Raw genomic sequence first — 26,825 nt, forward strand, 5'->3', positions numbered from 1 at the left:
GGGTCAGTCCGTCTTCGTCATCGCCGAGCGATGCTCGTTGGCGATCAGCCAGAGATTGCGGATATAGACGAACAGGCCGAGCCCTTGCCCGGCGATGAACACCGGATCCTGGCGGCTGACCGCGTAGATGAACAGCAGGAAGCCGCCGCCCAGCGAGAAGAACCAGAAGGCGATCGGCACGACCGAACGCTTGGCGCGCTCCGAGGCGATCCACTGCACCACGAAGCGCATGGTGAACATGCCCTGCGCCAGGAAACCGAGCAGCACCCAGGCGTCGAACTGCTCGATGAAGACGGTGTGCAGCCAGGTCAGAAGGTGGGTGGCCGTATCCATCATGGCCGGATCTCCGTTGCGGTCGGCACGACCTTGCGGCGACGGCGCAGCCACCAGACGCCGAACAGGTCGAGCGCGCCGCGCAGACCCCGATCGAGGATGCCGTAGTTGGATTTGCCGTGACGGCGCTGGCGGTCCACCACGTCGATGTGAACGACGCCGTATCCCTCGCGCAGGACAAGCGCCGGCAGATAGCGGTGCCAGCCGTCGAAATAGGGCAACTGGCGGAAGAGGTCGGTATGCACCGCCTTCAGCCCGCAACCGGAATCGCGGGTGCCGTCGCGCAGGATCGCCTCGCGCAGATTGTTGGCGAAGCGCGAGGAGAACTGCTTCAGCTTGGTGTCGGTGCGCTTCAGCCGCTGACCGGCTGCAATGCCGGCGGATGGACCCGCGACCTTCAATGCGTCGGCGAGCTTCGGCAGGTAGACGGGGTCGTTCTGCCCGTCGCCGTCCATGGTCACGACGATCGCGCCGCGCGCGGCGAAGACGCCCGACCGAACGGCCGCGCTCTGGCCGGCCGAGCGATCGTGGCGGATGTGCCTGAGATGCGCCGCACCCGCCTCGATGCGCTTCTTCAGGGCTTCGCCGGTGCCGTCGGTCGAGCCGTCGTCCACCACGACCACCTCGAAGTCGCGCCCGGCAAGGGCCGCATCCACCTCGTCCAGGAGAAAGGACAGGTTGGCGGCTTCGTTCTTGCAGGGGATGACGATGGAGATGGCAGGCGTAGTCGCTGCGTTCATAGGGTGGTTCCTGACGATCGCGGCCTCCATAACACCGAAGTTCCGGCGAGGCTACCGCCGGTGCTCATCTCGCTAGGCCCTGAGGATAACGGTTACGTCAGCGCTTCTCCCTGATGTCGGTGAGCGTGCGCGTCGGGGTGATCGCCTCCGGATCGAGCCTGATCTCGACGATCGCCGGCCTGCCGCTGGCCCGCGCCCGTTCGAAGGCCGGCGCGAAATCTGCCGTTTTCTCCACCGTCTCGCCATGTCCGCCATAGGCGCGGGCAAGGGCGGCGAAATCGGGGTTCTTGAGGTCGGTGGCGACCACCCGGCCCGGATATTCGCGCTCCTGATGCATCCGGATCGTGCCGTAGATGCCGTTGTTGACGACGATCACGACGATTGCGAGGTCGTATTGCACGGCCGTCGCGAATTCCTGGCCGTTCATCAGGAAGCAGCCGTCGCCGGCGAAGGCGATCACCTGGCGGTCGGGGAAGAGGTCCTTGGCCGCGACCGCTCCCGGCGTGCCGTAGCCCATCGAGCCGGAGGTCGGGGCGGCCTGCGTGCCGAAGCGCCGGAAGCGATGGAAGCGGTGGATCCAGGTCGCGTAGTTGCCGGCGCCGTTGGCGATGATGGCGTCATCGGGAAGCACGGTCTCCAGATAGCTCATGATCGGCCCCATCTGCACGGGGCCCGGGCCGGTCTCTGGCGGCGTCGACCATTCGATATAGGCGGCATGGAGCCGGGCGGTCTCGTCCGACCAGGCCGGCCGGCTGCCGGGCCGCGTCCGCGCGAAGGCATGGGCGAACGCTTCCGGCGAGGCGTTGATCGCCAGATCGGGACGATAGACGCGGCCGAGTTCGTCGGAATCGGCGTGGACATGCACCAGCGTCTGGTCGGGGTAGGGGCTCTTCAGCAGGCTGTAGTCGGACGACGGCATCTCGCCGAAACGGCCGCCGACCAGCAGCACGAGATCGGCCTGCTTGACGTAATTGGCAAGCTTCGGATTGGGGCCGATGCCGATGTCGCCGGCATAATTCGGATGGAGATGGTCGAACAGCATCTGGCGCCGGAAGGAGCAGCCGACGGGCAGCGCCCAGCGCTCGGCGGCCTCGCGGAAGGCTGCGGCGGAGGCGGCGCTCCAGCGGCTGCCGCCGAGGATGGCGATGGGCCGCTTGGCCTTGGCGAGCAGTTCTTCCAGCCTGGCCATCTCCGCCTCGCCCGGCGATGTCTCGACCGGCGTGAAAGGCAGCGCGTCGGGCGCATCGGCGAGTGCGGTCAGCATGTCCTCGGGCAGCGAGATGACGACCGGGCCGGGCCGCCCCGATGTCGCAACCGCGAAGGCGCGGGTCACCATCTCGGGAATGCGGGCCGCGTCGTCGATTTCGGTCGCCCATTTGGCGATGTCGCCGAAAAAGGCACGGTAGTTGACCTCCTGGAAAGCCTCGCGCTCCCTGGCGTGGCTCGCCACCTGGCCGATGAACATGATCAGCGGGGTGGAATCCTGCATCGCGATATGGATGCCGGCCGAGGCGTTGGTGGCGCCGGGGCCGCGCGTGACGAAGCAGATTCCGGGCCGGCCTGTCAGCTTGCCGTGGCAGTCGGCCATCATCGCCGCACCCCCTTCCTGGCGGCAGACGATGGTCTTGATCCTCGAGTCGTGCAAAGCGTCGAGCACGGCGAGATAGCTTTCGCCCGGCACGCAATAGATGCGGTCGACGCCGTTGGCCTCGAGCGCTTCGACGATGAGCTGTCCGCCGGTCTTCATGATCCGGTTTTCTCCAGTTCGGCAAGGATTTCGGCCGTGTGCTCGCCAAGCCGCGGCGAGGGCCGCTCGTAAACCAGGGGGGTCTCGGACATCACCATCGGCGCGCGCACCGAAGGCAGCTTGTTGCCGTGGCCGTCGTCGAGGTCGAGGCGCATGCCGCGCGCGATCGCCTGCGGGTCGGCGAAAGCCTGGCCGATCGTGTTGATCGGGCTTGCGGGAACGCCGGCCTTTTCGAGTTCGGCGAGCAACGGGGCGCGTTCGAGCTCTTGCAGGCTGGCGATGATGCGCTCGCGAAGCCGCGCGCGGTTGCTGACGCGGGCCGGGTTGGTCGCGAAGTCGGGGTCGTCGGGCAGGCCGGTCAGGCCGGCGATCTGGCAGAAGCGTTGGAACTGCCCGTCATTGCCGACCGCCAGGATGATGTGGCCGTCCTTTACCGGCAGCACCTCATAGGGCGCGATGTTCATATGGGCGTTGCCCATCTGCCCCGGCGACACGCCGGACACCAGATAGTTGAGGTTCTGGTTGCCGAGCACGGACATCTGCGTGTCGAGCAGCGCCATGTCGATATGCTGGCCCTGGCCGGTGTGCTCGGCGTGGCGCAGCGCGGCCTGGATGGCGATGACGGAATAGAGGCCGGTGAAGATGTCCGAGATCGCGACGCCGGCCTTCTGCGGCTCGCGGCCCGGCTCGCCCGTGATCGACATCATGCCGGCCATGCCCTGGATGATGAAGTCATAGCCGGCGCGGGGCGCATAGGGCCCGTCCTGGCCGAAGCCGGTGACGGAGCAATAGACGAGGCGGGGGTTGACGGCCTTCAGGCTGGCATAGTCGAGCCCGTATTTCCTGAGCCCGCCCACCTTGAAGTTCTCGATGAGCACGTCGGCTGTCGCCACCAGCCTGCGCACCGTCTCGGCGCCTTCCGGGGTCGAGAAGTCGATGGCGATCGAGCGCTTGCCGCGGTTGCAGGAATGATAATAGGCGGCGGAAAGGTTCTCTCCGTCGTGGCTCCTGACGAAGGGCGGTCCCCATTTGCGGGTGTCGTCGCCACCTTCCGGGTTCTCCACCTTGATGACGTCGCAACCGAGATCGGCCAGAAGCTGTCCCGCCCAGGGACCGGCCAGGATACGGGCCAGTTCGATGACGCGGATGCCTTTCAAGGGGGGTTCAGCCATGATCTCGCCCGAGCTTCTCAAAAACTCGCCGTGACTAGCAGAAAGCGCGGCTGGCTGTCACCGCAAATGGCGTAGACCAGGCCTGCGGATCCTCGGCTTCTGGTACCAGCGGTCGACGAAATCGACCGCTGGAGCGCGCGACTGCGTGGCCCACGCCCGTTGGCGCGAAAGCCAGGCGGCCCGGAAGGGCCGCGCCGGCGACTGAGGCCCAATCAATATCCCCCCTCAGCGCTTCGTCACCTCGTCCGCCCAATCGGCAAAGGCATCGGTGATCATGTCCCGGTTCACCTCGTTCAGGGATTCGTGCCGGGTTTCCGGATAAACCTTTGTTCTCAGATTCGAAAAACCCATCCGCTGCAAACGCCGGGCGAGCTGTTCGACGGCCTTGCCGCCATTCGTGGCCGGGTCATTCTCGCCGCCCACCAGGTTGAACGGAAAGCCCTTCGCGACGCCGGAGAAGCTGCGGTCGTCGGCGCAGTGGAAGACCAGCCCGAAGACGTCGCGCCACATCGAGACCGATGCGTCCCAGCCGCAGAGCGGGTCGGCGACATAGGCGTCGACCTCGGCCGGATCGCGCGACAGCCAGTCGAATTCCGTCCGCCGGCCCGGGACCTTCCCGGCCCAGTCCTGGAAGGTGAGTTTCGGCAACAGGCGGGACGGCACGTCCGAGCCGAGACGGAGGGTTTCCCAGGCGAGCAGCGCCTGTGCCAGGCGGCCGAGCGCTCCGGCAGAGAAATTGGCGTTCCAGATGGCGGCGGCATGGGCGCGGGCCGTATGGCGAAGCACGAAATTGAGCGCGATCAGGCCGCCCATGGAATGGCCGAAGACGATGACGGGAAGGCCGGGATGCTCGGATGCGATCAGGTCGTGCACGGCGCCGACGTCGGCGATCACCTTGGCGACCCCGCCGGCCCCGGCGAAACGGCCGAGCGGCGCGTCGCCCGCTCCCGTTTCTCCGTGCCCGCGATGGTCATGCGCATAGACGTGATAGCCGCGTCCAGCCATCCTGTCCGCGAAGCGCGCATAGCGCGCCGCATGCTCGGCAAGCCCGTGGTTGACCTGGATCGCCGCGCGCGGTGGTTCCTCGGCGTAGCGGGCGTATAGGTTGAGCGACGCGCCGGTCGGCGACGCGAGCAGGCGCTTTCCGCTGAAGCCCATGAATGTCTCCCCCCGCGGGCGGCCTGTTCCGCCCCGGACGGACTGTTCCGCGTCCGGCCGTCGGCGTCAAGATGCGCTCAAAGCATGTCTCCCGAAAGCAGGAACCGGTTTCGGGACAAGGACATGCATAAGATCGCGACGCGCTTTAGCGTCCTGTCTTCGCCGGTCGCGAACCCATCCGCTCGACGACATGAAGGGCTCCATCGCCGACCATGCGGTCGCGGCCGCCTGATTTCGCCGCATAGAGCCGCCGGTCTGCGAGTTCGAAGAGATCGGACAGGCTACGCGTCGAACCGTCGACCGTGGCGACGCCGCCGCTGACGGAAAGCAGGACACCGTCGGCGGTGGGAAGATCCTTCATCGCCTGTCGGATGTTCTCGCCAAGCAGCCGCGCGAGACTGTGCGGGCCGCGGCACAATATGGCGAATTCCTCGCCGCCGATCCGGAAGACCCGGTCGCCTGCGTCTGCCAGCCCGACCAGCAGCATGGCCATCGACCGCAGCACCCGGTCGCCCTCGGCATGGCCGAACCGGTCGTTGATCGACTTGAAGTGGTCGACGTCGATGAGCACCAGGCTCAGGGGCCTGCCGGTCCGCAGGCTGGCGGCCACCGCCTGCTCGCCGTCGCTCTCGAACCGGCCGCGATGCAGGAGCCCGGTCAGGCCGTCGCGGCCGACATGCTCGACCAGCGCCTCGTAGCGTTCGCGATAGGTGAGCGCCTGGAAAATGTCGGCGAGGCCGCGCGGCGCCGACGCTTCGTCTTTCTCGAACCATCTGAGATAGGCGAAAAGCATGACGCTGAAGATCAGGCTGGCGGCCATCTTGGCGATCCATCCGCCGACCAGGACCTCGAGCGGAGCGCCCGTCACGAAATGCAGCGCGGTGAAGAAACCGAGCTGGTCGAAGGTCAGCACGCAGCAGAGCGCGATCGCGACGCGCGCCAGGGGCGATCCGCGCAGCTTGCGGCCGAGCCTCTCGTAGAGCAGGATCATCAAAATGGCGTCGACGAAGAGCAGCGTCGTGCCCCAGACCATCAGCCAGCCCATCTGGTCGACGAAGCCTATGTCGGGAACCCGCCCGTCCGGCAGCGGCGCCAGTTCGTGCAGGCGCAGCAGCAGCACCAGCCCGATCATCAGCGCATTGCCCAGCAGCAGGCCGTAGATCGGCTGGCGTACCGTGGTCGCGTCTTCCTTGATGTAGAGCAGGAGCAGCATCGCCAGCTTGCCGGAGAACATCACCGTCGACCCCGGTGACAGCATGCCGAAGGGCAGCGCGACGTAGAATACGCTGGCCAGATAGGTCTCCAGGAAGTGCATCACGCCGAGCGCGCACATGAAGACGCCGATGCCGATCCGGCCCCTGAGGCGGAACAGCATGACCATCAGGCTGAAATAGAGGATCGCTTCCGCAATCAGCAGGAGACTGTTCGTCAAGCCCCGTGTCCCCCGACATGTTTCCGATCCATCAGGTTTGACGTGAAAGGGTTAATCGTCGGTTTCGCCTGCACCCGGCCTCGGCGATCGGGTCGGGGTCGCCCGTTGTCGACCTATGCTGATAGGATCGGCAAGCGCCAAAGAAGGAAACACGCTCATGGGCGGCGACCGTTTTTCAGCATTTCCGGCGGAGACGCTGAGATTTCTTGCCGGCATCGACCGCAACAACGACAAGCAATGGTTCGAGACGAACCGCGATCTCTATGAAGCCTCCTATGTCGCGGCAGGGCGCGACTTCGTCGAGGCGGTGGGGCCGAGGCTGAGGGCGATCTCGCCGGGCGTGCAGTATGAAGCCAGGGTCAACGGCTCGCTTTCGCGCATCAACCGCGACATACGTTTTTCCAGGGACAAGCGGCCCTACAAGAACCACCTCGACATCTGGTTCTGGCATGGCGGGAAGAAGGGCTGGGATTGTCCAGGCTTCTATCTCAGGCTGACGCCGCAAACGGTCTTTCTCGGCAGCGGCATGCATATGTTCGAGGGGGCGATGCTGGAGCGCTTCCGCCAGGCGGTGCTTGCCGAGTCGTCAGGGCGAGCGCTCGTGGCGGCGATCGGGAAAGTCACGGCGGCCGGGCCTTACGACATCGGCGAGGCGAGCAGGAAGAGCGTGCCGCGCGGTTACGACGCCACGCATGAACGGGCGCGGTTCTTTCTCCATGAGGGCCTGCACGCCGGACTGGAATTGCCCGCCGCAGAAGCGACGACGGCGGGGTTTACGGAGCTTGCTTTGAAGCATTTTTCCGCGACCTGGCCGATCGGGCAATGGCTGCTGGACGAGGTGGTGGAGTGAGCTTGCGAACATTGAGGGCAACCGATGCTGCCGGCCCCGTTCAACAATCCGGATTGCCGTTCGCGGCCGCATCGCCTACATAGCGGCCAACTTCCGACAGCAACCGACAGGAAAAGCGCGCGTGGCACGCCAGTTCATTTATCACATGTCGGGCCTCAGCAAGGCCTATGGCACCAAGAAGGTGCTGGAGAATGTCCATCTTTCCTTTTATCCCGACGCCAAGATCGGCATCCTCGGCCCGAACGGCGCCGGCAAGTCGACCGTGCTCAAGATCATGGCCGGGCTCGACAGGGAATTCACGGGCGAAGCCTGGCTCGCCGAAGGGGCGACCGTTGGCTATCTGCCCCAGGAGCCGATCCTCGATCAGACGCTCGACGTGTTCGGCAACGTCATGCAGGGCGTGGCAAGGAAGACGGCCATCATCGAGCGCTACAACGAGCTGATGATGAACTATTCCGACGAGACGGCGGAAGAGGCGGCCCATCTCCAGGACGACATGGACCGGCTGAACCTTTGGGATCTCGAGCAGCAGGTCGAGATGGCGATGGAAGCGCTCGGCTGCCCGCCCAGGGATGCCGGCGTCGCCAACCTCTCGGGCGGCGAGCGGCGGCGCGTTGCGCTTTGCCGGCTGCTGCTCGAGGAGCCGAACCTCCTGCTCCTCGACGAGCCCACCAACCATCTCGACGCCGAGACGACGGCCTGGCTGGAAAAGCACCTGCGCCAGTATCCCGGCGCCGTGCTGATCATCACCCACGACCGCTACTTCCTCGACAACGTCACCGGCTGGATCCTGGAGCTCGACCGCGGCCGCGGCATTCCCTATGAGGGCAATTACACCGCCTATCTCGACGCCAAGGCCAAGCGCCTGCGCCAGGAAGGCCGCGAGGACGATGCGCGCCAGAAGGCGATTTCCCGCGAGCGCGAGTGGATCGCGTCCAGCCCCAAGGCGCGCCAGTCCAAGTCCAAGGCCCGCATCAAGGCGTTCGAGGATCTGCTGGAGGCGGCCGATCGTCGCCGGCCGACGGATACCCAGATCGTCATCCCGCATGGCGAGCGGCTGGGCAATGTCGTCATCGAGGTCGAGGGCCTCACCAAGGGCTTCGGCGACCGCCTGCTGATCGAGGATCTGAGCTTCAAGCTGCCGCCCGGCGGCATCGTCGGCGTGATCGGCCCGAACGGCGCCGGCAAGACGACGCTGTTCAAGATGATCACCGGGCAGGAGAAGCCGGAGAACGGCTCCATCCGGGTAGGCGAGACCGTGAAGCTCGGTTATGTCGACCAGAGCCGCGACGCGCTCGACCCCAACAAGACCGTCTGGGAGGAAATCTCGGGCGGCGCGGAAGTCGTCAAGCTCGGCAAGCACGACGCCAACACCCGCGCCTATTGCTCGTCCTTCAACTTCCGCGGCGGCGACCAGCAGCAGAAGGTCGGCAACCTCTCGGGCGGCCAGCGCAACCGCGTGCACCTCGCCAAGATGCTGCGCACGGGCGGCAACGTCCTCCTGCTCGACGAGCCGACCAACGATCTCGACACCGAGACGCTGAGCGCGCTGGAGGATGCGCTGGAGAATTTCGCCGGCTGCGCGGTCATCATCTCGCACGACCGCATGTTCCTCGATCGCCTGGCGACCCACATCCTCGCCTTCGAGGGCGACAGCCATGTCGAGTGGTTCGAGGGCAATTTCGAGGACTACGAGCAGGACAAGATCCGGCGCCTCGGGCCCGAAAGCGTCAACCCGCACCGGATGACGTACAAGAGACTGACGCGCTGATGTCGCCGAGGGCCGGGAAGGTAGTGAGATGACGGACCCGGCCCCGAATCGACCCGACTGGTCGGCCGCGCTCTACCTGAAGTTCGAGGACGAGCGCACGCGCCCGGCGCGGGACCTGCTCGCGCAGGTGCCGCTCGAGAATCCGGTCCGCGTCGTCGACATAGGCTGCGGCCCCGGCAATTCGACCGAACTCCTCGCCGCGCGCTGGCCCTATGCCGAACTGTCGGGGATCGACACCTCGCCCGACATGATCGGGAAGGCGCGCCAGCGGCTGCCCGGCGTGTCGTTCGAACTGGCGGATGCGGCCTCATGGCGGCCGGCCGGGCCGCTCGACGTCATCTTCGCCAATGCGGTGTTCCAGTGGCTGCCGGAGCATCCGGCGCTGCTCGCCCGGTTGACGGATTTCCTGGCGCCTGGTGGCGCGCTGGCGGTGCAGATGCCGGACAATCTGACCGAACCCACGCATCGGCTGATGCGCGAGACGGCCGCTTCGATGCCCTTCGCCGCCAAGATGGCAGGCGCGGCACGCGATCCGCTGCCGCCGGTCGGCCGCTACTACGACCTTCTTTCAGGATTGTCGGGGCGGCTCGATATCTGGCACACGATCTACAACCATCCGCTGGCCGACGCCGCGGCCATCGTCGAATGGGTGAAGTCGACGGGCCTGAAGCCGTTCCTCGACCCGCTCGATCCAGACGAGCAGGCAACCTTTCTCGCCGCCTATCAGGCCCGCATCGCGGAAGCCTATCCGCCGGCGGCGGACGGAAAAGTGCTCCTGCGCTTCCCCCGCCTGTTCATCGTCGCGACGAAAGCGTAGACAGGAACGCCCGGTGCGGGCGAGGGGAAGGGCTGGCATATGTATCCTTGGACCGGGGCGTGCCGGGCAGCGGCGATGGCTGTGGCGGTGATTCTGATGGGAGCCTCGGCGGCGTCGGCCAAGCCCGCCCGCTGCTTCACCACCGACGACGGCTATTTCAATTGCGATTTCCGCAGCCTGGATCGCGTCGGAAGCTTCCGCATCCGTGCGCCGGGCCATCCCACCTATACGCTCGAGATGGATCAGCCCGGATTCGCCTTCGGCTATGCGGATTTCGGCGGCGGCAGCGTCGCATTGCCGGGCAAATATGTGCGCAGCCGCGACGACGGCGCCTGCTGGAACAATCCCGGGACTGGCACAAGAATCTGCGCATGGTGACCTCGCGCCTTGACTTGGGGCGTCTTTGCAGCGGCGAAAAATTGGCATAAACCCGCTGCAGTGCAAAAAGCCCGACAGGGCATGATGTTGCGCTTCGCCGTCAGCGATGCGCGGACTGGACGGATGTATGAAGCGTGTCATCATCAGCGGCATCGGCGTGGTCATTCCCGAGGCCTCGATCACCAACGAGCAATTGGTTGAGAGCTTCAACGCCTGGGTGGACAAGGAGAATCCCGGGCGAGAGGCCGCGGGCGAGCCTTTGCTGCAAAAGTCCGACACGGCCTTCATCGAGTATGCGTCCGGCGTGAAGAAACGCCACGTCCTGGTGGCCGACGGCATTCTCGATCCCGACCGGATGGCGCCGCGCATCCCGTCGCGGGACGACGACCAGCTCTCGGTCATGGCGGAGTTCGGCGTCGCCTCGGCGCGCCGCGCGCTCGATGATGCCGGGCTGGAACCCGGCGACATCGACATGGTGATCTGCGCGGCCTCGCACCATCAGCGGCCCTATCCGGCGATATCAATCGAGATCCAGAACGCGCTCGGCATTCCCGGAGCCGCTTTCGACATGGGGCTCGGCTGCTCGTCCGCGGCGGCCGGCCTGCATGTCGCCTACAACCTGGTGCGCACCGGCGCGCAGAAGCGGGTGATGGTGGTGACGCCCGAGATCATCACCGGCCATCTCAACTTCCGCGACCGCCAGACCCATTTCATCTTCGGCGACGCTTCGACTGCCGTCATCCTGGAGCCGATCGGCGACGACGAGACCAGGCCCGGGCGCTTCGAGGTGCTCGACACGCGCGGCTGGACGCAGTTCTCCAACAACATCCGCACCAATTTCGGCTTTCTGCTGCGCGATGGCCAGGACGACACGTCCGCCGTCCAGATGGAAGGCAATATGATCAAGCAGGTCGGCAACAAGGTGTTCAAGGAAGTCACCGTGGCTGGCCACCGCTTTATCGTGGGCTTCCTGGCCGATCATGGCCTCACGCCGCACGACGTGCGCCGCTTCTGGCTGCATCAGGCCAATGCCCGCATGAACGCCATGATCCTCAAGCTGGCTTTCGGCCACGAGGTCGGCCACGACCGCGCGCCAATGGTGCTGGAGCGCCTGGGCAACACCGCCGCGGCCGGGGCGGTGATTGCGCTCGAGGAAAACCACAGGGATATGAAGCCGGGCGACTACGGGCTGCTCTGCGCCTTTGGCGCGGGCTATTCGATCGGCAGCGCGCTGCTCAGGATGATGTGACGCAGGCGAAGGCGCTCTTATCCATCAGCGGTGCGCATGGGTGGTTCAGGCGTTTTGGATGGACCGGCTCGCCGTTCCTCGCCATCTTGCGGCGAGTTGAAAGGAACCATCATGCTCGATCTGCCCATCCGCCAGGACGACCCGGAAATACTGCCGGCCCGCAAGCTCTCCGCCAGGGTCGCCGGCGTCTTCATCGCGCCCGAAGATCATTTCGAGACGCGCGCGGTCGATCAGCTTGACCTCGGCTTCGAAGGCATCGAGGGCGATTTCCATGCCGGCCATACCAGGCGCTCGGGCGGGCGCGAACCCTGGTATCCGCGCGGCACGGAGATGCGCAACGAAAGGCAGCTCTCGATCGTGGCCGCCGACGAACTGGCGCTTGTCGCCGAACGCATGGGTATCGCCGGCATTCGTCCCGAATGGATCGGCGCCAATCTCGTCGTCGATGGGATCCCCCGCCTGTCGATGCTGCCTTCGGGCACGATGATGTTCTTCAAGGGCGGCGTGACGCTGAAGGTCGATGCGCAGAACGGGCCGTGCCGCGTCGCCGGACGTTCGGTCGCCGAGCACGCCGGCATGGCCGACATCGAAGCCGGCGCGCTGCTTTTCCCGAAAGTGGCGAAACGCCTGCGCGGCCTCGTCGCCTGGGTCGAGAAGCCCGGCCGCATCGCCGACGGCGAGGAAATGTCGGTGCGTATTCCGGAGCAGTGGACCTATCGGGGGTAGCCCTTCGAGGCTCGCTGCATCAGCGCCTCGAGATGAGACACCGCCCAGCGCGAGCGCCATCGGGATTGAAAGTGTGCGTCTGATCGCAGCGAACGGATTTCGTCGACCTCTGTGAAACGCCCCTGCCATGAAAGTAGGGCGGAAAGCTTTTTGATTTCAGTCGGATACGGCTTGGCCAGATACCCCTCTCTGTCCTGCCGGACATCTCCCCCACAAGGGGGAGACTGGCTGTCATCGATGATGGCACTCGTCTTGCGACGTTGACGATTGGCGAAATCCAAGCGGCCGGCCGGTCTCCCCCCCCCTTGTGGGCTACGAGATTCACACATCTCGGAGGGTCCAGCCATGCTTGATTGCGTGGAATTTGGTGAGGCCTCTGAGCATGACGATGGGGCCGGGCTTTCCGTAATATCCGGTCCATCCACCGAGCCGTGCGAAGACCCAGGCAGCGAAGGCCAATGTGCCTTTGGGATGGGGGTTTTTCTGCTTCTGGGTCTTTCCCTCAAGGCTGTGGCTGACGCGTTCGAGCACCGGTTGGTCGTCGGGATCGAAGGCGTCGCTGAGCGGCCGCTCGAGCTTGCCGTCGCGCTCGGCAACGAGTTGCATCACCGTGACGGCGGCGATGAGGGTTGCTGTTACGAGCTTTTCCAGCGGCCCGCCCTCCTGCTGGCGAAGCGCCTCGATGTCAAAGCCCTTTGTCTTGGTGGTCCGAAACAGCTGCTCGATGGTCCAGCGCAGACGATAAAAGCCGATGATGCGCCGTGCATCGGCCAGATCGGTGACCTGATGTGTTGTGAGCAGCCGCCAATGCGCCGGCTCCTGGCCGTGCGGCGGATCGATTTCGCGGGCATCGACCATGCTGAGCGTGACGGTCTTCGGCAGCACCCGGGTTCCCGCCTGGGCTTTGCGGTTCCTGGGCCTTGCGATCTCGACACGGCCGAAGCGCACGCCGAGAGTGGCCGTGCGGGCCTTGCGGCCCGGAATGGCCGGCAACGCGACCGTCATCTGCCCGGCTTCGGGCCAGCTCTCTGCGGCGGCAAACAGATGGGTCTCGTCGGCCAGAAGCCGGTCCTGCGCGGCCCGTACCAGCTTCTCGACATGGTCCGGCTTGAAGGCGAAGCACTCGTAAATGTCCCCCTCGCGGTCCTCGACGACCGTCACGCAGGTCGCGCCGGCGTCCCACAGCCGGCGCGCGCTTTCGGCGCCGTCGAGCCAGCGCCGGCTGTCCTTGTCCGCGAAGTCCCGTTTGGTGCGCGTCGCCTTCACACCACCGCGGCGATCCAGAAAGAACGCATCGACAAGGCCCAACACAAAGCCGCTGGTCGCATCTGCGGCAATCAGCGGGTGCACGGACAGGCCGATGCCTTTTTCGTCCACCCGAACAGACGTCGTGTCCTGGATCGCCAGCACATGACGGCCACCAACTTGCAAGCACGTGCGGGCCGAGGCCGTCTCCAGCATCGCGCCGACCGTCACCTTCGGGTTGTGCAGAAAGCGCGTGATCCGCATCTCGCCGGAGCGGCCGCCGCCCAGCGCGCGCACGCTGCTCCCCCAGCCACCCGCCGACACCAGCCGCTCATGCAAAAAACCCCGCATCTTTCAGGCGAGCGTCTCCGAACTCCCCAAAACCAAGGTCCATCTGCCTCTCCATCAGCCGAATCACAGCAACAGGGAGTCAGACTTTCGCCGACACCGCAACTCGCCCCCCACGATGTGTGAATGTCGTAGCCTTGTGGGGGAGATGTCCGGCAGGACAGAGAGGGGTACGAAGACACGCGGTACTTTCATCCAGAATGGCGTCCGGCGGCAGCCGGATGAGGGGCCTTTCGCGGCGTCGCCGAATCCCTTACCCGACTGAAGCAAAACGGCTTTCGGCGCTACTTTCGCAATAGGGACGCAGTGCCCAACCTTCCTATCCCCAAGAGTGCGGCCGAAGCGAGCCTCGCGACAAGCATCGTCTTCCCTCGAACGAGCCTGAGTCCGGTTGGTAGCGCCGACCTCCCTCATCCTGAGGTTCGAGCAAGCGGGCCTCGAAGGACCCTCAGATATCCTCGTCGTCGGGATCGAGCAGCCGTGTCGCGCGCCATCGGGTCAGCCAGTCGTTGATCTGGTCGACGACGAAAAAACGCGCGGAATCGCGATCGTAGCCTTCGGCCAGCAGCTTCTCGTAGTCGGTATGGGCGTGGCGGATATGGGCGACGGTCGCCAGCCAGACCGCGATCGACGCCGGCAGCGTCTTCATGTGCTTGGCGCCCGCCTCGCCGCGGATCTTCTCGGTATCGGCATAGGGCGCCATCGGAAGCAGCGCTGTCAGCGCCTTGTCGATGGCGCGGCGGCGGTTGGTCGGAGCGGTCATTCGCCGGCGCTTCTCCGTGTCGCCTCGGCGCGAGTCGCCCCGGGAAAAGCGTCGATCGAGGGCAGATAGGGCTTCAGGTCGATCACCGGCGTTGCGTCGAGCACGTCGATCGCGTCGATCTCGATAACGCCGGTGGCCACGTCGATCGACAGCAGGCGGGCGATGTGCAGGCCGACCGGGTTCGGTCGCGCCGGCGAGCGCAGCGCGAAGACGCCGCTGGCCGCAGCGGCGTGGCGCGGCTTCTGCACGATCAGGTTTCGCGGGCCGTGGTGCAGCCAGGAGAGGATGACCACATGGCTGGCCCGGTCGAGACCTTCCAGCCCGGGCCGGAAGGGGGCGTCGATCTCGACCCTGGCCGCCTGTCCGGTGCTGCGCGCCGCGGCCATGTTCTTGGGACATTCCTCCCGCGTCCGCCAGGGCGAGCGGATCTTCCCGATGAAGACGACATGGCCGTCCCCCGCCATCGCCGCCGGATCCTCGGCCAGCGGCACCTCGCCCTCGCGGGGGCCGAAGGTCTGCTCGTGATAAGGTAGCGCCATTTTCTTGTCCGCCAGCGACATCTTCATATTGCCAAACGCCCGGATTGCACATAAAGATATGTTTATATCTTTCTTGGAGCTTAGCATGGCCCCAGTCCAGCAAGTCGCGCTCGACACCATGGTTGATATATTGAAGGCGGCGGCCGAATCCAGCCGCCTGCGGATTCTCGTGCTCCTGTCGCGCGGCGACCTCACCGTGTCGGACCTCACCGACATCCTCAGCCAGTCGCAGCCGCGTGTGTCGCGCCACCTGAAGCTCCTGCTCGAAGCCGGCCTGATCGGCCGCTACCAGGAGGGCTCGTGGGCGTTCTTCCGCCTCTCCGATACGGAACTGGCACGTGACTTCGTAAACGGCGTCGTGTCGCGCGTCGATAACGGCGACCCGCAGGTCGCGCGCGATCTGGAGCGCCTGTCGGCGGTGAAGCGCCGGCGCCAGGAGCGCGCCGCGGAATATTTCAGCGCCAATGCGGCGAGCTGGGACGAGATACGCTCGCTCCATGCGCCCGATGGCGCGGTGGAGGCGGCGCTGAAGAAGCTCGTCGGCAAGCAGCCCTTCCAGGCGATGCTCGATCTCGGCACCGGCACTGGGCGCCTGCTGGAGCTGTTCGCGCCGCTCTACCGGCGCGGCGTCGGCATCGACCTGTCGCGCGAGATGCTGGCCGTCGCCCGCGCCAATCTCGACAAGGGCGGCGTCGCCAATGCCCAGGTGCGCCATGGCGACATCTACGCGCCCCCGGTGGAGCGTGACGCCTATGACCTCGTCACCATGCATCAGGTGCTGCATTATCTGGACGACCCCCAACAGGCCATCCGCGAGGCGGCGAAGCTGCTCAGGCCCGCCGGCCGTCTCGTCATCGTCGATTTCGCGCCGCATGCGCTGGAATTCCTGCGCGACGAGCACGCCCATCAGCGGCTGGGCTTCTCCGACAGGCAGATCGCGGAATGGTTCGCCGAAGCCGGGCTCGAGCTCGAGGAGACCCAGGACTTCGTGCCGCATGACGGCACCGACGCCAAGCTGACCGTCAAGCTGTGGCTCGGTCGCGACCGCCGCATGCTGATCGCCGATCCCGCCGCCAAAACCCAGCCGGAAAAGGAAACCGCCTGATGAACCAGTTCCGTTTCTCCCGCCGTCCTGATATCGGCGGCAAGATCCGGGTGTCGTTCGAGTTCTTCCCGCCGAAGAGCGACGAGATGGAGGCCCGGCTCTGGGATACCGTGACCAGGCTGGCGCCGCTGAACCCGCATTTCGTGTCGGTGACCTATGGCGCAGGCGGCTCGACGCGCGAGCGTACGATCCGGACGGTCCGGCGCATCCTCAACGAAACCGGCCTGCTGCCGGCCGCGCATCTGACCTGTGTCGATGCCGACCAGGATGCGGTCGACGGAGTCATCGGCGAGTTCGCGGCGATGGGGGTGAAGCGTTTCGTCGCCCTGCGCGGCGACCCGTCCGAAGGCGTGGGTGCGGCCTACCGGCCCTATCCGGGCGGTTATGCCAATGGCGCGGAACTGGTCGCTGCGCTGAAGCGAGTCGATGATTTCGACATTTCGGTCTCGGCCTATCCGGAGAAGCATCCGGAAAGCCCCGACTTCGCCACCGACATCGAGATGCTGAAGCGCAAGGTGGACAATGGCGCGACGCGTGCCATCACCCAGTTCTTCTTCGACAATGATCTTTATGAGCGTTACGTCGAGCGGGCGCGCCGCGCCGGCATCTACATCCCGATCGTGCCCGGCATCCTGCCGGTGCACAATTTCGGCCAGGTCGCCAACTTCTCCTCACGCTGCGGCGCGCATGTTCCGGATTGGCTGGCCGAGCGCTTCGATGGGCTGGACAAGGACCCGCAGACACATGCCCTTGTCGCCGCTGCCGTCGCCGCCGAGCAGGTGCTCGACCTGGTCGAACGCGGCGTCACCGATTTCCATTTCTACACGATGAACCGTGCCGATCTCGCCTTCGCGATCTGCCACATGATCGGTATCCGCGGGGATCTGGCCGTGAAGCGGGCCGCGCCGGCCGCCGCCTGACTTGAGTACCAATGGTCGATAAGATCGACCATTGGAGCGCGCGACTGCGCGCCGCGCCCGTTGGCGCGAAAGCCAAGCGGCCCGGATGGGCCGCGCCGGCGACTGAGGCTCATTGGTAAGTGAAAGGGCCGGACTTTCGTCCGGCCCTTTGATTGGGTTTCCTGCGAGAGGTTGTCAGGCTTTACGGTAATACGCCCATTATCAGGGCCCCGATAAAAGCGAACGCAGCACAAATCATCAGTGCATTGATTGGCCGTGTCAGTCCCATGCCATAGCCTCCTCAACAGAAGTACGAGGCGGAATCTAGGGGACTTTGTGCAACAGGCAAGCGAAAAATGTGCTGCAATGCGGCAGGAATGTGGAAATTCCGACCTCGCTGCGGCTATTAATCGTTGTTATCGCTCGCGAAAATGGTGATTTCAGGGCATTTGGGGAAAATTTTTCCACGAGGCTCCGTCGGGCCGATCCGCCGTCCGGAGATAGGCCTACCGCTTCGGCAGTAGCCTCCCATCGATGGTCACGAGGCCGAGGCCGATCAGAGCGATGCCGGCCAGTTCGAAGGCTTCGAGACGCTCGCCGAGGAACACGGCGCCGAGCAGGATGGCACTGGCCGGAACGATCAGCGTGACCAGCGATGCATTGGTCGCGCCGGCCGAAGCGACCAGGTTGAAATAGAGGATATAGGCGAAAGCCGTGGAAAGCAGGGCGAGCGCGAAGACCGCGGCCCAGACATGGGCGCTGGCCGCGAACAGGCCGTGGGGCCCGTTCACGAGCAAAACGACCGGGATCATGATGGCGGTCGAGGCCGTCAGCTGGGCGGTGGCGACGACCGCAGGCGGCACGCCCTTGAACCGCCTGGCGACCATCAACGCAAGCGCATAGGAGAGCGAGGCGCCGACCAGCGCGAATTTCGCCCAGACCGGCCCGCCGAGGCCTGCAAGAAGGCCCGGACCGATCATCACGGCCGTGCCCGCGATACCGAGCATGATGCCGGCGATCTTGTTCCAGGTGAGCTTTTCGTCGACCGTGAGCATATGGGCGATGAGCGCGGTCCAGAAGGGTGTAGTCGCGTTGAGCACCGAGGCGAGCCCGGCTCCGAGCTCCGTCTGGCCGGCGAAGATCAGCGAGAAGGGGATCACATTGTTGAGCGTGGCGAGCAGCACGAAGCCACCGGCAAGCGGAAGGGCCGATCGGAAGGAGATACCGCGCGCGGCGAGATAGACGTGGAGCGCGGCGGCCGCGATCGCCACCCTGAACAGCACCAGCGTCAGCGGGTTGATCTCGGCGACCGCGATGCGGGCGAAGAAGAAGGAGCCGCCCCAGATCGCGCCGAGGAGCAGCAGCATCGTCCAGTCCCTGGACGACATCGTCCTGGAAACCGGCCGGCTGGTCTGGACTGCGGACATCGACGCTCTCCCGATAGGGCATTGAACACCAGCCCTATGATGCGTGCCAGCAAGCGGCCACCCGATTTCCGCCATCTGTCACAATGCCTTGCTTCAACACATGCAAAACCGGCAAAGGGCTGCCCTACGGGAATTCGTTTCCTTGGCGACCGGGTTGCTCTATTTATCAGCGGCCATGCGAGGAGTGCCGATGCAGCAATTCGAGAATGCGCGGAATGCCGCGCTCGCCCTGCGCCCGGACGATCCGGTCTACTGCTTCCGGCCCGAGGTGCTGAAGGCCGATGCACGCAACTTCATGGACATGTTCCCGGGGAAGACCGCCTATGCCGTGAAGACCAATGGCGAGCAGATCGTCCTGAAGGCGCTGGTCGAGGCCGGCGTGACCGCTTTCGACGTCGCGTCGCCGGGCGAGTTCGCGGCCGTGCGCGCGGTCTCGTCCGATGCGGAGATGCTCTACATGCATCCGGTCAAGGCGCAGTCCGACATCCGTCTGGCGCTCGAGAAATACGGAATTCGTGTCATTTCGATCGACCACGAGGACGAGATCACCAAGCTCACGAGGGTCGTGCGTGCGCTCGATATCGATCCCGGGGCGCTGACCGTGTTCGTCCGCATCCAGACCAAGGGGTCGGCGGCCTACGAGCTTTCCAAGAAATTCGGGGCAGGGCCGGCCTATGCGGTCGAGCTCGCCCAGAGGCTGGAGAAGACCGGCTACAAGGTCGGACTGTGCTTCCATGTCGGCAGCCAGATCGAGGACCCTGATACCTATGAGCGCGCGCTGGCCTCGGCCGACTGGGTTCGCAACCGTGTCGGCTTTCCGCTGGCCGGCCTCGACGTCGGCGGCGGCTTTCCCGCCGAATACGGCCGTGATCCCAACAGCCGCAAGCCGGATATGCCTTCGCTCGGCCAGATCATGTCGCGGCTGCGCGGCGACCTCAGGGAATACCAGTTCGATGACATCCCGCTGGTCGCCGAGCCCGGCCGTGTGATCGTGGCGCGGGCCTTCTCGCTCATCGTGCGAGTGCTGCTGAGGAAGGGGCGCCGGCTCTACATCAATGACGGCATCTGGGCGTCGCTGTCCGACAGTTGGACCGGCAAGCTGACGCTTCCGGCGCGCTTCATCCCCGACCCGGCCATCCGCTCCCGCAACGGGAACGAGAAGTCCATCGTCCCGTTCAAGGTCTGCGGTGCCACCTGCGATTCCGTCGACATCTTGTCACGGCCGTTCTGGCTGCCGGAGACGGTCGACACCGGAGACTGGATCGAGATCGGCCACATCGGAGCCTATTCGCTGTCGCTCAGGACGCGTTTCAACGGCTTCTACCCCGACACTTTCGTCGAGGTCACCACGCCGTTCGAGGAGGGCGAGGCGCCGCAGGGGTTTGCCAGTTTGGAGACGATGGCGGCGGAATGAGAGGATGAGCGAATAGCGAGTAGCCAATAGCGAATAGGGGAAAAGGAAAAAGAGTTGCGGCGCAAAACGCTCCGCGTATCCTACTCGCTACTCGCTACTCGCTACTCGCTACTCGCTACTCGCTACTCGCTACTCGCTCAAATATTCGCCAACAGCGCCGGCGTCGGCCAGCCGTCGACCGGGAAGCCGAGGCGCATCTGTTCCTGCCTTACGGCCTCGCGGGTGTTGATGCCCAGGATGCCGTCGACCTTGCCGACATCGTAGCCCTTGTCCTCGAGTTTGCGCTGCAGCACCTTCATGGCCTCGGGCGGCAGGCCCTCCTCGGGATTGCGGCGGTCGAAGGCCGGGGCGCCGGCGAGCCGCGAGGCGAGGTGAGCCGCGGTCAGGGTGTAGGTGAAGGACTGGTTCCACTCGAGATAGATGTCGTAGTTGTCGTAGGTGAGGAAGGCGGGGCCCTTGCGACCCATGGGCAGGACGAGGCCGGCCTTGAGGCCCTTGTCCTCGAGCGCGCTTCCGTCGGGATTGGTGACGCCCCAGCCCGCCCATTGCGACAGCGGCAGCTTGTTGGTGCGGCCGGTTTCTTCCCAGGGCATCTCGTCGGGCACGCGGACCTCCTGGAGCCACGGCTCGCCGCGCTTCCACCCGCGATGCAGGAGCTTGTTGGCGGTCGTCATGATCACGTCGGGCGCGCTGCCGCGCAAATCCACCTTGCCGTCCCCGTCACCATCGACGCCGCGCGCCAGATAGTCGGAAGGCAGGATCTGCGTCTGGCCGATCTCGCCGGCCCAGGCCCCCTTGGTGTCGGCAGGGAGGATGCCGCGATCGATCAGGGTGAGGAGCGGCACCACCTGCGGCTGGAAGAGCTGCGGGCGGCGGCAGTCGTGGGCCAGCGTGACCAGCGCGTTCAGCGTGCCGAAATCGCCCTGCACCGCGCCGAAATCCGTCTCCAGCGCCCAGAAGGCGGTCGTCACTGCGCCGGGCACGCCGTATTCCTGCTCGGCCCGGGCGAATATGTCGGCATATTTCTTCAGATTGGCGGCGCCGTTCTTCAGCCGGTAGCTGTTGATCATGCGCCCGGAGAATTCGGCGAAAGTCTGCGAGAAGACACCCTGGGCGCGGTCGCGCTTCAGCACTTCGGGATCGATCCTGGCATTGGCGAGGGCCGAAAGGCCGAGTTCGCCGACGCCGGCCTGGCGCGCCTGCTCGGCCACCGCCGATTTCCAGGCTTCGAAATCGCCACCGCATTCCTGCGCCAACGCAGGCGCAGACACACAAAAGGCGGCAAGGGCCGCAAACAACGTTCTCGGCAGGACCATCTGCTCTCTCCGATTTGACTGCGCCGCTCCTGCCGCAATGACATGGCCAAAAGCAGGCAAAACATCCAAATTGGGGCGGGCCGTAGCACAATCCCCTGACGTTGCAAAAAGCCGTAACGCCGTAAGGCGCCGAATGCCGATCACGAAAAGCTGATCGGCGACGTGCCCCTCACGACGCGTGGGCCTTCAGCCATTTCCTCCAGGCGGCGACATTGCCGTTGAAGACATTGATGTCGGCATTGCCCTTGATGCCGGGGATGACGCCTGTTCCGGTATATTGCCAGAACGAGAAGGGATGGCTTCCGTATCGTTCGGTGGGATGGCCCGCGACGGAACGGAGCCAGTAAGGGTAGTCGCGGAACGCGGCGAGGCCGTTGTCGTCGAAGAAGTCGATCGAGGTATAGATGATCGGCTTCTTGCCGTAGTGCTTCTCCACCGCAGTGAGGAACACCCGCATCTCGCGGCGCACCGTCGCCGCATCGGGACGCAGCTTGCAGGTCGGCGAGTCGGGATTCCACTCCATGTCGAGGACAGGCGGCATCGCGGAGCGGTCGCGCGGCACATTGCGGATGAACCAGGCGGCTTGCTCCGCGGCGGGCCGGCAGAAATAGAAGAAATGATATGCGGCACGAGGGACGCCCGCGAGCCTGGCGCCGTTCCAGTGGTCGGCGAACTTGTCGTCGAGACGGTCGCCGCCCTCGGTCGCCTTGATGAAGGCGAAGGAGACGCCGCTCTTCCGGGCCAGCCCCCAGTCGACGGATCGCTGGTATTTGGAGACGTCGGTGCCATGCACCTCGTAGTGCCAGGGCGTGCGGCCATTCCAGTCGTGCGGATCGTTGTCGTCGAAGCGCGGGGCGCGCACCGCGACCATGCCGGCCGACGACGTTCGCGATAGGCTTTCGGTGGTCGTCTTGACGCTGGCCGAGGGCGCCAGATCGTAGTCGATCGCGGTGCAGGCGGCGAGCGGCGCCATCAAGGCCAGCGCACTCGAGATCAAGACGGCGAGACGACGCATCGCTGCTCCTTAATGCATGTCTCCCGAAAGTGTGCGGCGGCTTCGGGATAAGACATGCGCAAAATCAGGAACTACATCATGTCGCGTGAAGCCTTTTTCGCGCGACATGCTGTAGGGCCGGACTCGGTCGTCATGCGGGACGCGCGGCACTCGCATTCCACCGGCGATGGCGCCGGCCGAGCTCGGGTCAGTTCTGAACTGGAACGGCCCGCAGCCCCACGCTGCGAACCGGCAGTCCCCCTTCATCAACCATCAAGGTTGATTTTCGGTTGATCACCCTCGAAAGGTGATAAACCTTGCCCGACAAATCGCGGCAAATCCATGGCCGAAATGCGAAGCACGAGGAGGGGAAGGTGCGGATCGCGTTGAAAATCGTCAAATGGCTGGTCGTGCTCGTGGTCGTCGTCCTGGCCGTCCTGGCCGGTTGGCTCTATTTCGCGCCGCCCGCCCTGATCCGCGTCGCGTCCGGATACTCGGCCAAGATCGTCTGTTCCAACGTCTTCATCGTCGGCCGCGATGCGGGGCAGGTCCTGGCGCTCGACGTGCAGGCGCCCGGCCATCCCATCCTCAGGTTCATGCGCGTCTCGGTGGATGCCGATGCCAGGACGGTGACCGCCGGCCTGTTCGGCGTCTTCGGCAGGGCCGTGGCGGTGGCACGCGACGGTTTTGGCTGCACCGACGTGCCGGATGGCGACCTCGCCGCCGTGCCGGTTCCGCCTTCGCTCGGCGACGCCCTGCCGGAGAGCGCGGGCATCTGGCCGGAGGGCGATGCCGTCGAGCCGTCACAGGACCCTGACATCGCCACGGTGCTTGACGATCCGGACCTGACCGGTGCCGGCATGCGCGCCGTGGTCGTGGTCCATAACGGACGCATCGTCGGCGAGCGTTACGGCGAGGGTTTTTCAACGAAGACGCCGCTGCTCGGCTGGTCGATGACCAAATCGGTGACGGCCGCGGTCGTCGGCACGCTGGTCAAAGCCGGGATGATCTCCGTCGAACAGAAGGACCTCTTTCCGGACTGGAAGGCGGATGGCCGCGCCGCGATCAGCCTCGCCGACCTGATGGCGATGTCGAGCGGGCTTGCCTTCAACGAGGACTATGGCGACGTCGCCGACGTCACCCGGATGCTCTATTTGGAGCCCGACATGGCCGGTTTCGCTTCCGCCAAACCGCTCGACGGCGATATCGGCAAGGTCTGGAGCTATTCGAGCGGCACCACGGTGATGCTCTCCAGGATCTGGCAGAACGCGCTGGGCGAGCCGGACAAGGCGCTGGCCTGGCCGAAGCAGGCGCTGTTCGATCCGATCGGCATGTCCAGCGCCGTGCTGGAGACTGATGCGCGCGGCACCTTCGTCGGCTCGTCGTATCTTTATGCTACCGCGCGCGATTGGGCGCGTTTCGGCCAGTTCATGCTGCAGGACGGCGTCTGGAACGGCACGGAGATCCTTCCGCCGGGCTTCGTCTCCTGGATGCGCGAGGCTGTGCCAGCCTCGAAGGGCGAATATGGGCGTGGCCAGGTCTGGCTTCACGGATCGGATGCCGGCACCCCTGCCGGCGAGAACCCCGACAAGGGCTTCGACCTTCCGCCCGATGCCTACTGGTTCCTCGGCCATGACGGTCAGTCGGTCGCCGTCATTCCGTCGCGGAAGCTGGTCGTGGTGCGGCTCGGGCTGACGCCTTCGAAGCTCGGATACAAGGCGCAGGCGCTTGTCGCGGCCTTGGTGAAGGCCGTCCAATAGGCGGCGCCATGGCGCAAGGACCGCAATGCCGCGAGATTCAGGTCGGTCGCGTCACGACGGCATGGACTGCGTAGCCCCGGTATAGCGAGCGAAATGAAAGGCTTGCGTGCGCTTTCCGAGTTTCCGATTCCAGGACTTCGGCCATCGCGTCACGCGGTGTGACGTGGAATTTGGCGAGCCAGGCGCGCAGCAGGCGCTTGAACCAGGAAGGCAGGCGCTCCTGCCGGCCGAAATCGACGATATGGAGCGATCCGCCGGGCTTCAGCACGCCCAGCGCTGCGGCGATCGTTTTTTCCCAGCCGGGGATCATGGACAGCGAATAGGAGACGAAGACGCGGTCGAAGCCGGCTTCACCGAACAGGGCCTGAGCATTGAAGGCGGTGGCGTCGCCCTGGGCGAGCTTCACACGCGGGCCGGCGCCGTCCTGCGCGACGGCGCGGGCTGCCGTTTCGAGCATGGCTGTGGAGATGTCCAGCCCGAAGAAGCGCGCTTTGGGGTAACGGCGTGCGGCGAGAACGAGGTTGCGACCAGTGCCGCAGCCGAGTTCCAGTACGGTGCCGCCGTCGGGCGCCCTTAGCCCGGCGATCATGCTGTCACGACCCAGAAGGTAGTATTTGCGGGTGGCGTCGTAGATATGGCGCTGGCGGCGATAGACGCCGTCCATGAGCGCGGCGTGGCTTCCGGCAGCGGTCATTGGTCTTTCAGCACATAGAGATGGAAGCCGCCATAGATGGCCGAGCGGTCGCGCGCTGCCAGTTCCCGTGACTGCTCTTCCTCGTAGCGCCAACGGCCGAGGATGCTTTCCGAGACCCGCCCGGGCAGCAGCGACGGCTCCGCGGCGGTCCGGAAGATGACGCGCGCGCCGGGGGCGGCGGTGCGGGTGATCTCGGTCCACAGTGCGTTGAGCTGCGCATCGTTCATCCAGTCCTGGGCGTCGAGCAGCACGTAGCGGTTGACGGAACCGGCAGGCTTGCGGCTCAGGAGTTCGGTGAAGTTTACATTGTGAATGGCGACACGGTCGGCGTTGCGCTTGATGACGGCGTGGTTGCCCTGCTCGAGATAGGCGGGCAGGGCGGCTTCTCCCGGCTTCGGGTAACGGCGCGCGAAAGCCTGCCAGGCGAAGTAGTTCTCGCGCAGCGGAAAATGGCAGGCGAGCTTTTCCAGGCGGGCCGAAAGCACGCTGGCCATGGTGCCGTCGCCCGATGTGATGAGGGAATCGTATTGTGCCGGCGGAATGCCGAGGCCGAACAGCGATGCCTTCAGCGATGTCGCGCGACGCAGCAGCGGCTTGCGGAAGATCGGCTTCAGTTCCTCTTCGAAGAAGCGCCGCTGGTCGTGCAGCGACCGCGCCTCCATGATGGCCGCGGGATCGACGCCATGCAGCTTCGCCACCCTGTGGCCGAGGGCGATGAACAGGCCGAGCAGGCCGGTCCGGTAGAAATTCTTGCGGAACACGGTGATGCGCCGCTTGCCGAGCCAGTTGCGGCGCTCCCAATAGGCCCGCGAACGCGCATCGAGATGCGGCGCGACGAAACGGTCATAGGCGGCCGTGTTGGCCGGGTGTCCCGCCTCGCCGAAGAAGCGAAAGAGGTCGGCATGGGCGGGCAGGTGGCGTACCGCCGTCAGCTTCATCCGGTTCAGCGCCACATGGGCCGTGTTCAGGTCCACCGCGTCGATCTGCGCCGGCGACCGGGTAAGATAGGCGAGCACGTTGCAGCCGCCCGACGCGATGGTGACGATACGGTGGCCTTCCGCCAGTTGCATCGCTTCCATGTCGACGTCGGGGTCTTCCCAGATCTGGGGGTAGACGAGGCCGGAGAACAGCAAGGCGAAGAGGCGTTCCGACAGGCCATCCTTGGACAGGGCCCGATTCTGGTAGATCGCCTTGCCGAGCCGGCGGTTCTTGCGCAGTCGCCCTTGCTCTAGGCCGATATCCCCGGAGAGGTCGGTCATTGGAAGCGATTCCCCTGTTGCGTTGGCGCAAGCGGGTATCGCGGGGCCATGACAGGCGCGTGACAGGCCCTGTCGGCCACCGGGCCGCGACCGATAGTGGTGTTCTTCGGAGCTTGTCGGCCATCCAGAGCAGGGCACCGTAGATGATCGCGCGGTCGTCGCCGGTTAGGTCCACGACCTCTGCCTTGACGACGAGGCCGCCGAGTTCGATCAGATGCCGCGTGCGCCTGCGGCGCTCGACCTGCCACGCTCTCCCGCTTCACCATCTACCGCAAGATCGCGGAGGGCACGTTCCCGGCCCAGCTCAAAATCAGCACCAACGGCACGGGATGGAAAGAACCCGACATCAACCCATGGGTAGCCCACCCTGTCGGATGGCGTCCGAAGACCGAGTTCGACTTCGATGACGTCTGATCGCGCTGACGACGACGGAGCGGGCGCAGCGCCTCGCTCCCGCCGCATCAGGCCGCCGACCGCATCGGAGCAACTTGAAGAACTGTTGGGATACCATGTCCCGATTGGCCGCTCGCCCAAGCACGACCTCTCCACATGGACCGTCACCGATGACTGGCCCCATCCCGTTCCGGTCACGGAAGCCGAGGTGTTCGAGCAATAGTTTGGCGACCTGTTCGATGAATTGTTGGGACCAAACTCCTCGGTGGCTCCGCGTCGAGGCTAGAATTCGCCCT

24 protein-coding genes and 2 pseudogenes are annotated in these 26,825 nt (G+C 65.3%); 11 read left to right on the forward strand and 15 right to left on the reverse strand.

The window, feature by feature from the left end; all coding sequences use genetic code 11:
• Positions 1 to 3: 3 nt before the first annotated feature.
• The 6 genes from JN302_RS18980 to JN302_RS19005 all read right to left on the reverse strand — a co-directional run bounded on the left by JN302_RS18980 (position 4) and on the right by JN302_RS19005 (position 6,582).
• Positions 4 to 336 (reverse strand): lipid-A-disaccharide synthase N-terminal domain-containing protein, encoded by a 333-nt coding sequence (locus tag JN302_RS18980; RefSeq protein WP_446720736.1) that lies wholly within the window; start codon positions 334 to 336, stop codon positions 4 to 6.
• The gene (locus tag JN302_RS18985; RefSeq protein ID WP_202334063.1) at positions 333 to 1,073 is read right to left on the reverse strand and encodes a glycosyltransferase family 2 protein; all 741 of its coding nucleotides are present in this window, start codon (positions 1,071 to 1,073) and stop codon (positions 333 to 335) included. Before JN302_RS18985 ends, JN302_RS18980 begins: the two co-directional genes overlap by 4 nt.
• Before the next feature lie 97 nt (positions 1,074 to 1,170).
• Entirely contained in the window at positions 1,171 to 2,820 is a 1,650-nt protein-coding gene (locus JN302_RS18990; RefSeq protein WP_202334064.1) for a thiamine pyrophosphate-binding protein, read from the reverse strand.
• Positions 2,817 to 3,992 (reverse strand): CaiB/BaiF CoA transferase family protein, encoded by a 1,176-nt coding sequence (locus JN302_RS18995; RefSeq protein ID WP_202334065.1) that lies wholly within the window; start codon positions 3,990 to 3,992, stop codon positions 2,817 to 2,819. The genes JN302_RS18990 and JN302_RS18995 overlap by 4 nt, the downstream gene beginning before the upstream one ends.
• 225 nt (positions 3,993 to 4,217) lie before the next feature.
• A complete protein-coding gene (locus JN302_RS19000) occupies positions 4,218 to 5,150 on the reverse strand; it encodes an alpha/beta fold hydrolase (RefSeq protein WP_202334066.1) in 933 nt (310 codons plus the stop codon).
• A 145-nt stretch (positions 5,151 to 5,295) separates the two neighbouring features.
• Entirely contained in the window at positions 5,296 to 6,582 is a 1,287-nt protein-coding gene (locus tag JN302_RS19005) for a GGDEF domain-containing protein (RefSeq protein WP_244846512.1), read from the reverse strand.
• 157 nt (positions 6,583 to 6,739) lie between these two features.
• Between JN302_RS19005 and JN302_RS19010 the strand changes: the two genes are divergently transcribed.
• The 6 genes from JN302_RS19010 (at position 6,740) to JN302_RS19035 (ending at position 12,373) form a co-directional block, all read left to right on the forward strand.
• Positions 6,740 to 7,432 carry a DUF2461 domain-containing protein gene (locus JN302_RS19010; protein WP_202334067.1) on the forward strand — a complete coding sequence of 231 codons (693 nt, stop codon included), beginning with the start codon at positions 6,740 to 6,742 and terminating at the stop codon, positions 7,430 to 7,432.
• A 121-nt stretch (positions 7,433 to 7,553) separates the two neighbouring features.
• Positions 7,554 to 9,203: an energy-dependent translational throttle protein EttA gene (gene ettA / locus JN302_RS19015; protein WP_202334068.1), complete on the forward strand. Its 1,650-nt coding sequence runs from the start codon at positions 7,554 to 7,556 to the stop codon at positions 9,201 to 9,203.
• Positions 9,204 to 9,231: 28 nt separating this feature from the next.
• Positions 9,232 to 10,020 carry a trans-aconitate 2-methyltransferase gene (tam, locus tag JN302_RS19020; protein ID WP_202334069.1) on the forward strand — a complete coding sequence of 263 codons (789 nt, stop codon included), beginning with the start codon at positions 9,232 to 9,234 and terminating at the stop codon, positions 10,018 to 10,020.
• Between the two features lie 75 nt (positions 10,021 to 10,095).
• On the forward strand, positions 10,096 to 10,398 hold the full coding sequence (locus JN302_RS19025) for a hypothetical protein (RefSeq protein WP_244846514.1): 303 nt from the start codon (positions 10,096 to 10,098) through the stop codon (positions 10,396 to 10,398).
• A 127-nt stretch (positions 10,399 to 10,525) separates the two neighbouring features.
• The gene (locus tag JN302_RS19030; protein WP_202334071.1) at positions 10,526 to 11,647 is read left to right on the forward strand and encodes a beta-ketoacyl-ACP synthase III; all 1,122 of its coding nucleotides are present in this window, start codon (positions 10,526 to 10,528) and stop codon (positions 11,645 to 11,647) included.
• 111 nt (positions 11,648 to 11,758) lie between these two features.
• Positions 11,759 to 12,373: an MOSC domain-containing protein gene (locus tag JN302_RS19035; RefSeq protein ID WP_202334072.1), complete on the forward strand. Its 615-nt coding sequence runs from the start codon at positions 11,759 to 11,761 to the stop codon at positions 12,371 to 12,373.
• Positions 12,374 to 12,694: 321 nt separating this feature from the next.
• Here the strand turns inward: JN302_RS19035 and JN302_RS19040 are convergent, their stop codons facing one another.
• The 3 genes from JN302_RS19040 to tsaA all read right to left on the reverse strand — a co-directional run bounded on the left by JN302_RS19040 (position 12,695) and on the right by tsaA (position 15,268).
• On the reverse strand, positions 12,695 to 13,915 hold the full coding sequence (locus tag JN302_RS19040; RefSeq protein ID WP_244741793.1) for an IS4 family transposase: 1,221 nt from the start codon (positions 13,913 to 13,915) through the stop codon (positions 12,695 to 12,697).
• 499 nt (positions 13,916 to 14,414) lie between these two features.
• Complete coding sequence (locus JN302_RS19045; protein WP_202314186.1) at positions 14,415 to 14,729, reverse strand: DUF2293 domain-containing protein; 315 nt, start codon at positions 14,727 to 14,729, stop codon at positions 14,415 to 14,417.
• Positions 14,726 to 15,268 (reverse strand): tRNA (N6-threonylcarbamoyladenosine(37)-N6)-methyltransferase TrmO, encoded by a 543-nt coding sequence (gene tsaA, locus JN302_RS19050; RefSeq protein ID WP_244743405.1) that lies wholly within the window; start codon positions 15,266 to 15,268, stop codon positions 14,726 to 14,728. The genes JN302_RS19045 and tsaA overlap by 4 nt, the downstream gene beginning before the upstream one ends.
• Positions 15,269 to 15,353: 85 nt before the next feature.
• On the opposite strand from tsaA, the gene JN302_RS19055 reads away from it, so the two are divergent.
• On the forward strand, positions 15,354 to 16,373 hold the full coding sequence (locus JN302_RS19055) for an ArsR/SmtB family transcription factor (protein ID WP_202314188.1): 1,020 nt from the start codon (positions 15,354 to 15,356) through the stop codon (positions 16,371 to 16,373).
• On the forward strand, positions 16,373 to 17,293 hold the full coding sequence (metF, locus tag JN302_RS19060) for a methylenetetrahydrofolate reductase [NAD(P)H] (RefSeq protein WP_202314190.1): 921 nt from the start codon (positions 16,373 to 16,375) through the stop codon (positions 17,291 to 17,293). The genes JN302_RS19055 and metF overlap by 1 nt, the downstream gene beginning before the upstream one ends.
• 485 nt (positions 17,294 to 17,778) lie before the next feature.
• Here metF and JN302_RS19065 read toward each other — a convergent pair whose 3' ends face one another.
• On the reverse strand, positions 17,779 to 18,699 hold the full coding sequence (locus JN302_RS19065; RefSeq protein WP_244846518.1) for a DMT family transporter: 921 nt from the start codon (positions 18,697 to 18,699) through the stop codon (positions 17,779 to 17,781).
• 190 nt (positions 18,700 to 18,889) lie between these two features.
• Here JN302_RS19065 and JN302_RS19070 point away from each other — a divergent pair, with 190 nt between their 5' ends.
• Positions 18,890 to 20,113, forward strand: a complete 1,224-nt coding sequence (locus JN302_RS19070; protein ID WP_202334073.1) for an alanine racemase — start codon at positions 18,890 to 18,892, stop codon at positions 20,111 to 20,113.
• Positions 20,114 to 20,250: 137 nt separating this feature from the next.
• Here JN302_RS19070 and JN302_RS19075 read toward each other — a convergent pair whose 3' ends face one another.
• Both JN302_RS19075 and JN302_RS19080 read right to left on the reverse strand, forming a co-directional pair.
• Positions 20,251 to 21,429 carry a lytic murein transglycosylase gene (locus JN302_RS19075; RefSeq protein WP_202334074.1) on the reverse strand — a complete coding sequence of 393 codons (1,179 nt, stop codon included), beginning with the start codon at positions 21,427 to 21,429 and terminating at the stop codon, positions 20,251 to 20,253.
• A 169-nt stretch (positions 21,430 to 21,598) separates the two neighbouring features.
• On the reverse strand, positions 21,599 to 22,444 hold the full coding sequence (locus JN302_RS19080; RefSeq protein ID WP_202334075.1) for a glycoside hydrolase family 25 protein: 846 nt from the start codon (positions 22,442 to 22,444) through the stop codon (positions 21,599 to 21,601).
• Between the two features lie 353 nt (positions 22,445 to 22,797).
• Between JN302_RS19080 and JN302_RS19085 the strand changes: the two genes are divergently transcribed.
• Positions 22,798 to 24,183, forward strand: a complete 1,386-nt coding sequence (locus JN302_RS19085) for a serine hydrolase domain-containing protein (RefSeq protein WP_202334076.1) — start codon at positions 22,798 to 22,800, stop codon at positions 24,181 to 24,183.
• 37 nt (positions 24,184 to 24,220) lie between these two features.
• Here JN302_RS19085 and JN302_RS19090 read toward each other — a convergent pair whose 3' ends face one another.
• The 3 genes and pseudogenes from JN302_RS19090 to JN302_RS19100 all read right to left on the reverse strand — a co-directional run.
• Positions 24,221 to 24,877 carry a class I SAM-dependent methyltransferase gene (locus JN302_RS19090; protein WP_202334077.1) on the reverse strand — a complete coding sequence of 219 codons (657 nt, stop codon included), beginning with the start codon at positions 24,875 to 24,877 and terminating at the stop codon, positions 24,221 to 24,223.
• Positions 24,874 to 26,136 carry a DUF3419 family protein gene (locus JN302_RS19095; protein ID WP_202314202.1) on the reverse strand — a complete coding sequence of 421 codons (1,263 nt, stop codon included), beginning with the start codon at positions 26,134 to 26,136 and terminating at the stop codon, positions 24,874 to 24,876. The genes JN302_RS19090 and JN302_RS19095 overlap by 4 nt, the downstream gene beginning before the upstream one ends.
• A 106-nt stretch (positions 26,137 to 26,242) precedes the next feature.
• Positions 26,243 to 26,350 (reverse strand): annotated as a pseudogene (locus tag JN302_RS19100) (conjugal transfer protein TraD); the annotation flags it as partial.
• Between the two features lie 35 nt (positions 26,351 to 26,385).
• Between JN302_RS19100 and JN302_RS19105 the strand changes: the two are divergent.
• Positions 26,386 to 26,550, forward strand: a pseudogene (locus JN302_RS19105) (helix-turn-helix transcriptional regulator); the annotation flags it as partial.
• Positions 26,551 to 26,825 lie beyond the last annotated feature (275 nt).

The organism is Mesorhizobium sp. L-8-3 (assembly GCF_016756615.1).
Lineage (GTDB): Bacteria > Pseudomonadota > Alphaproteobacteria > Rhizobiales > Rhizobiaceae.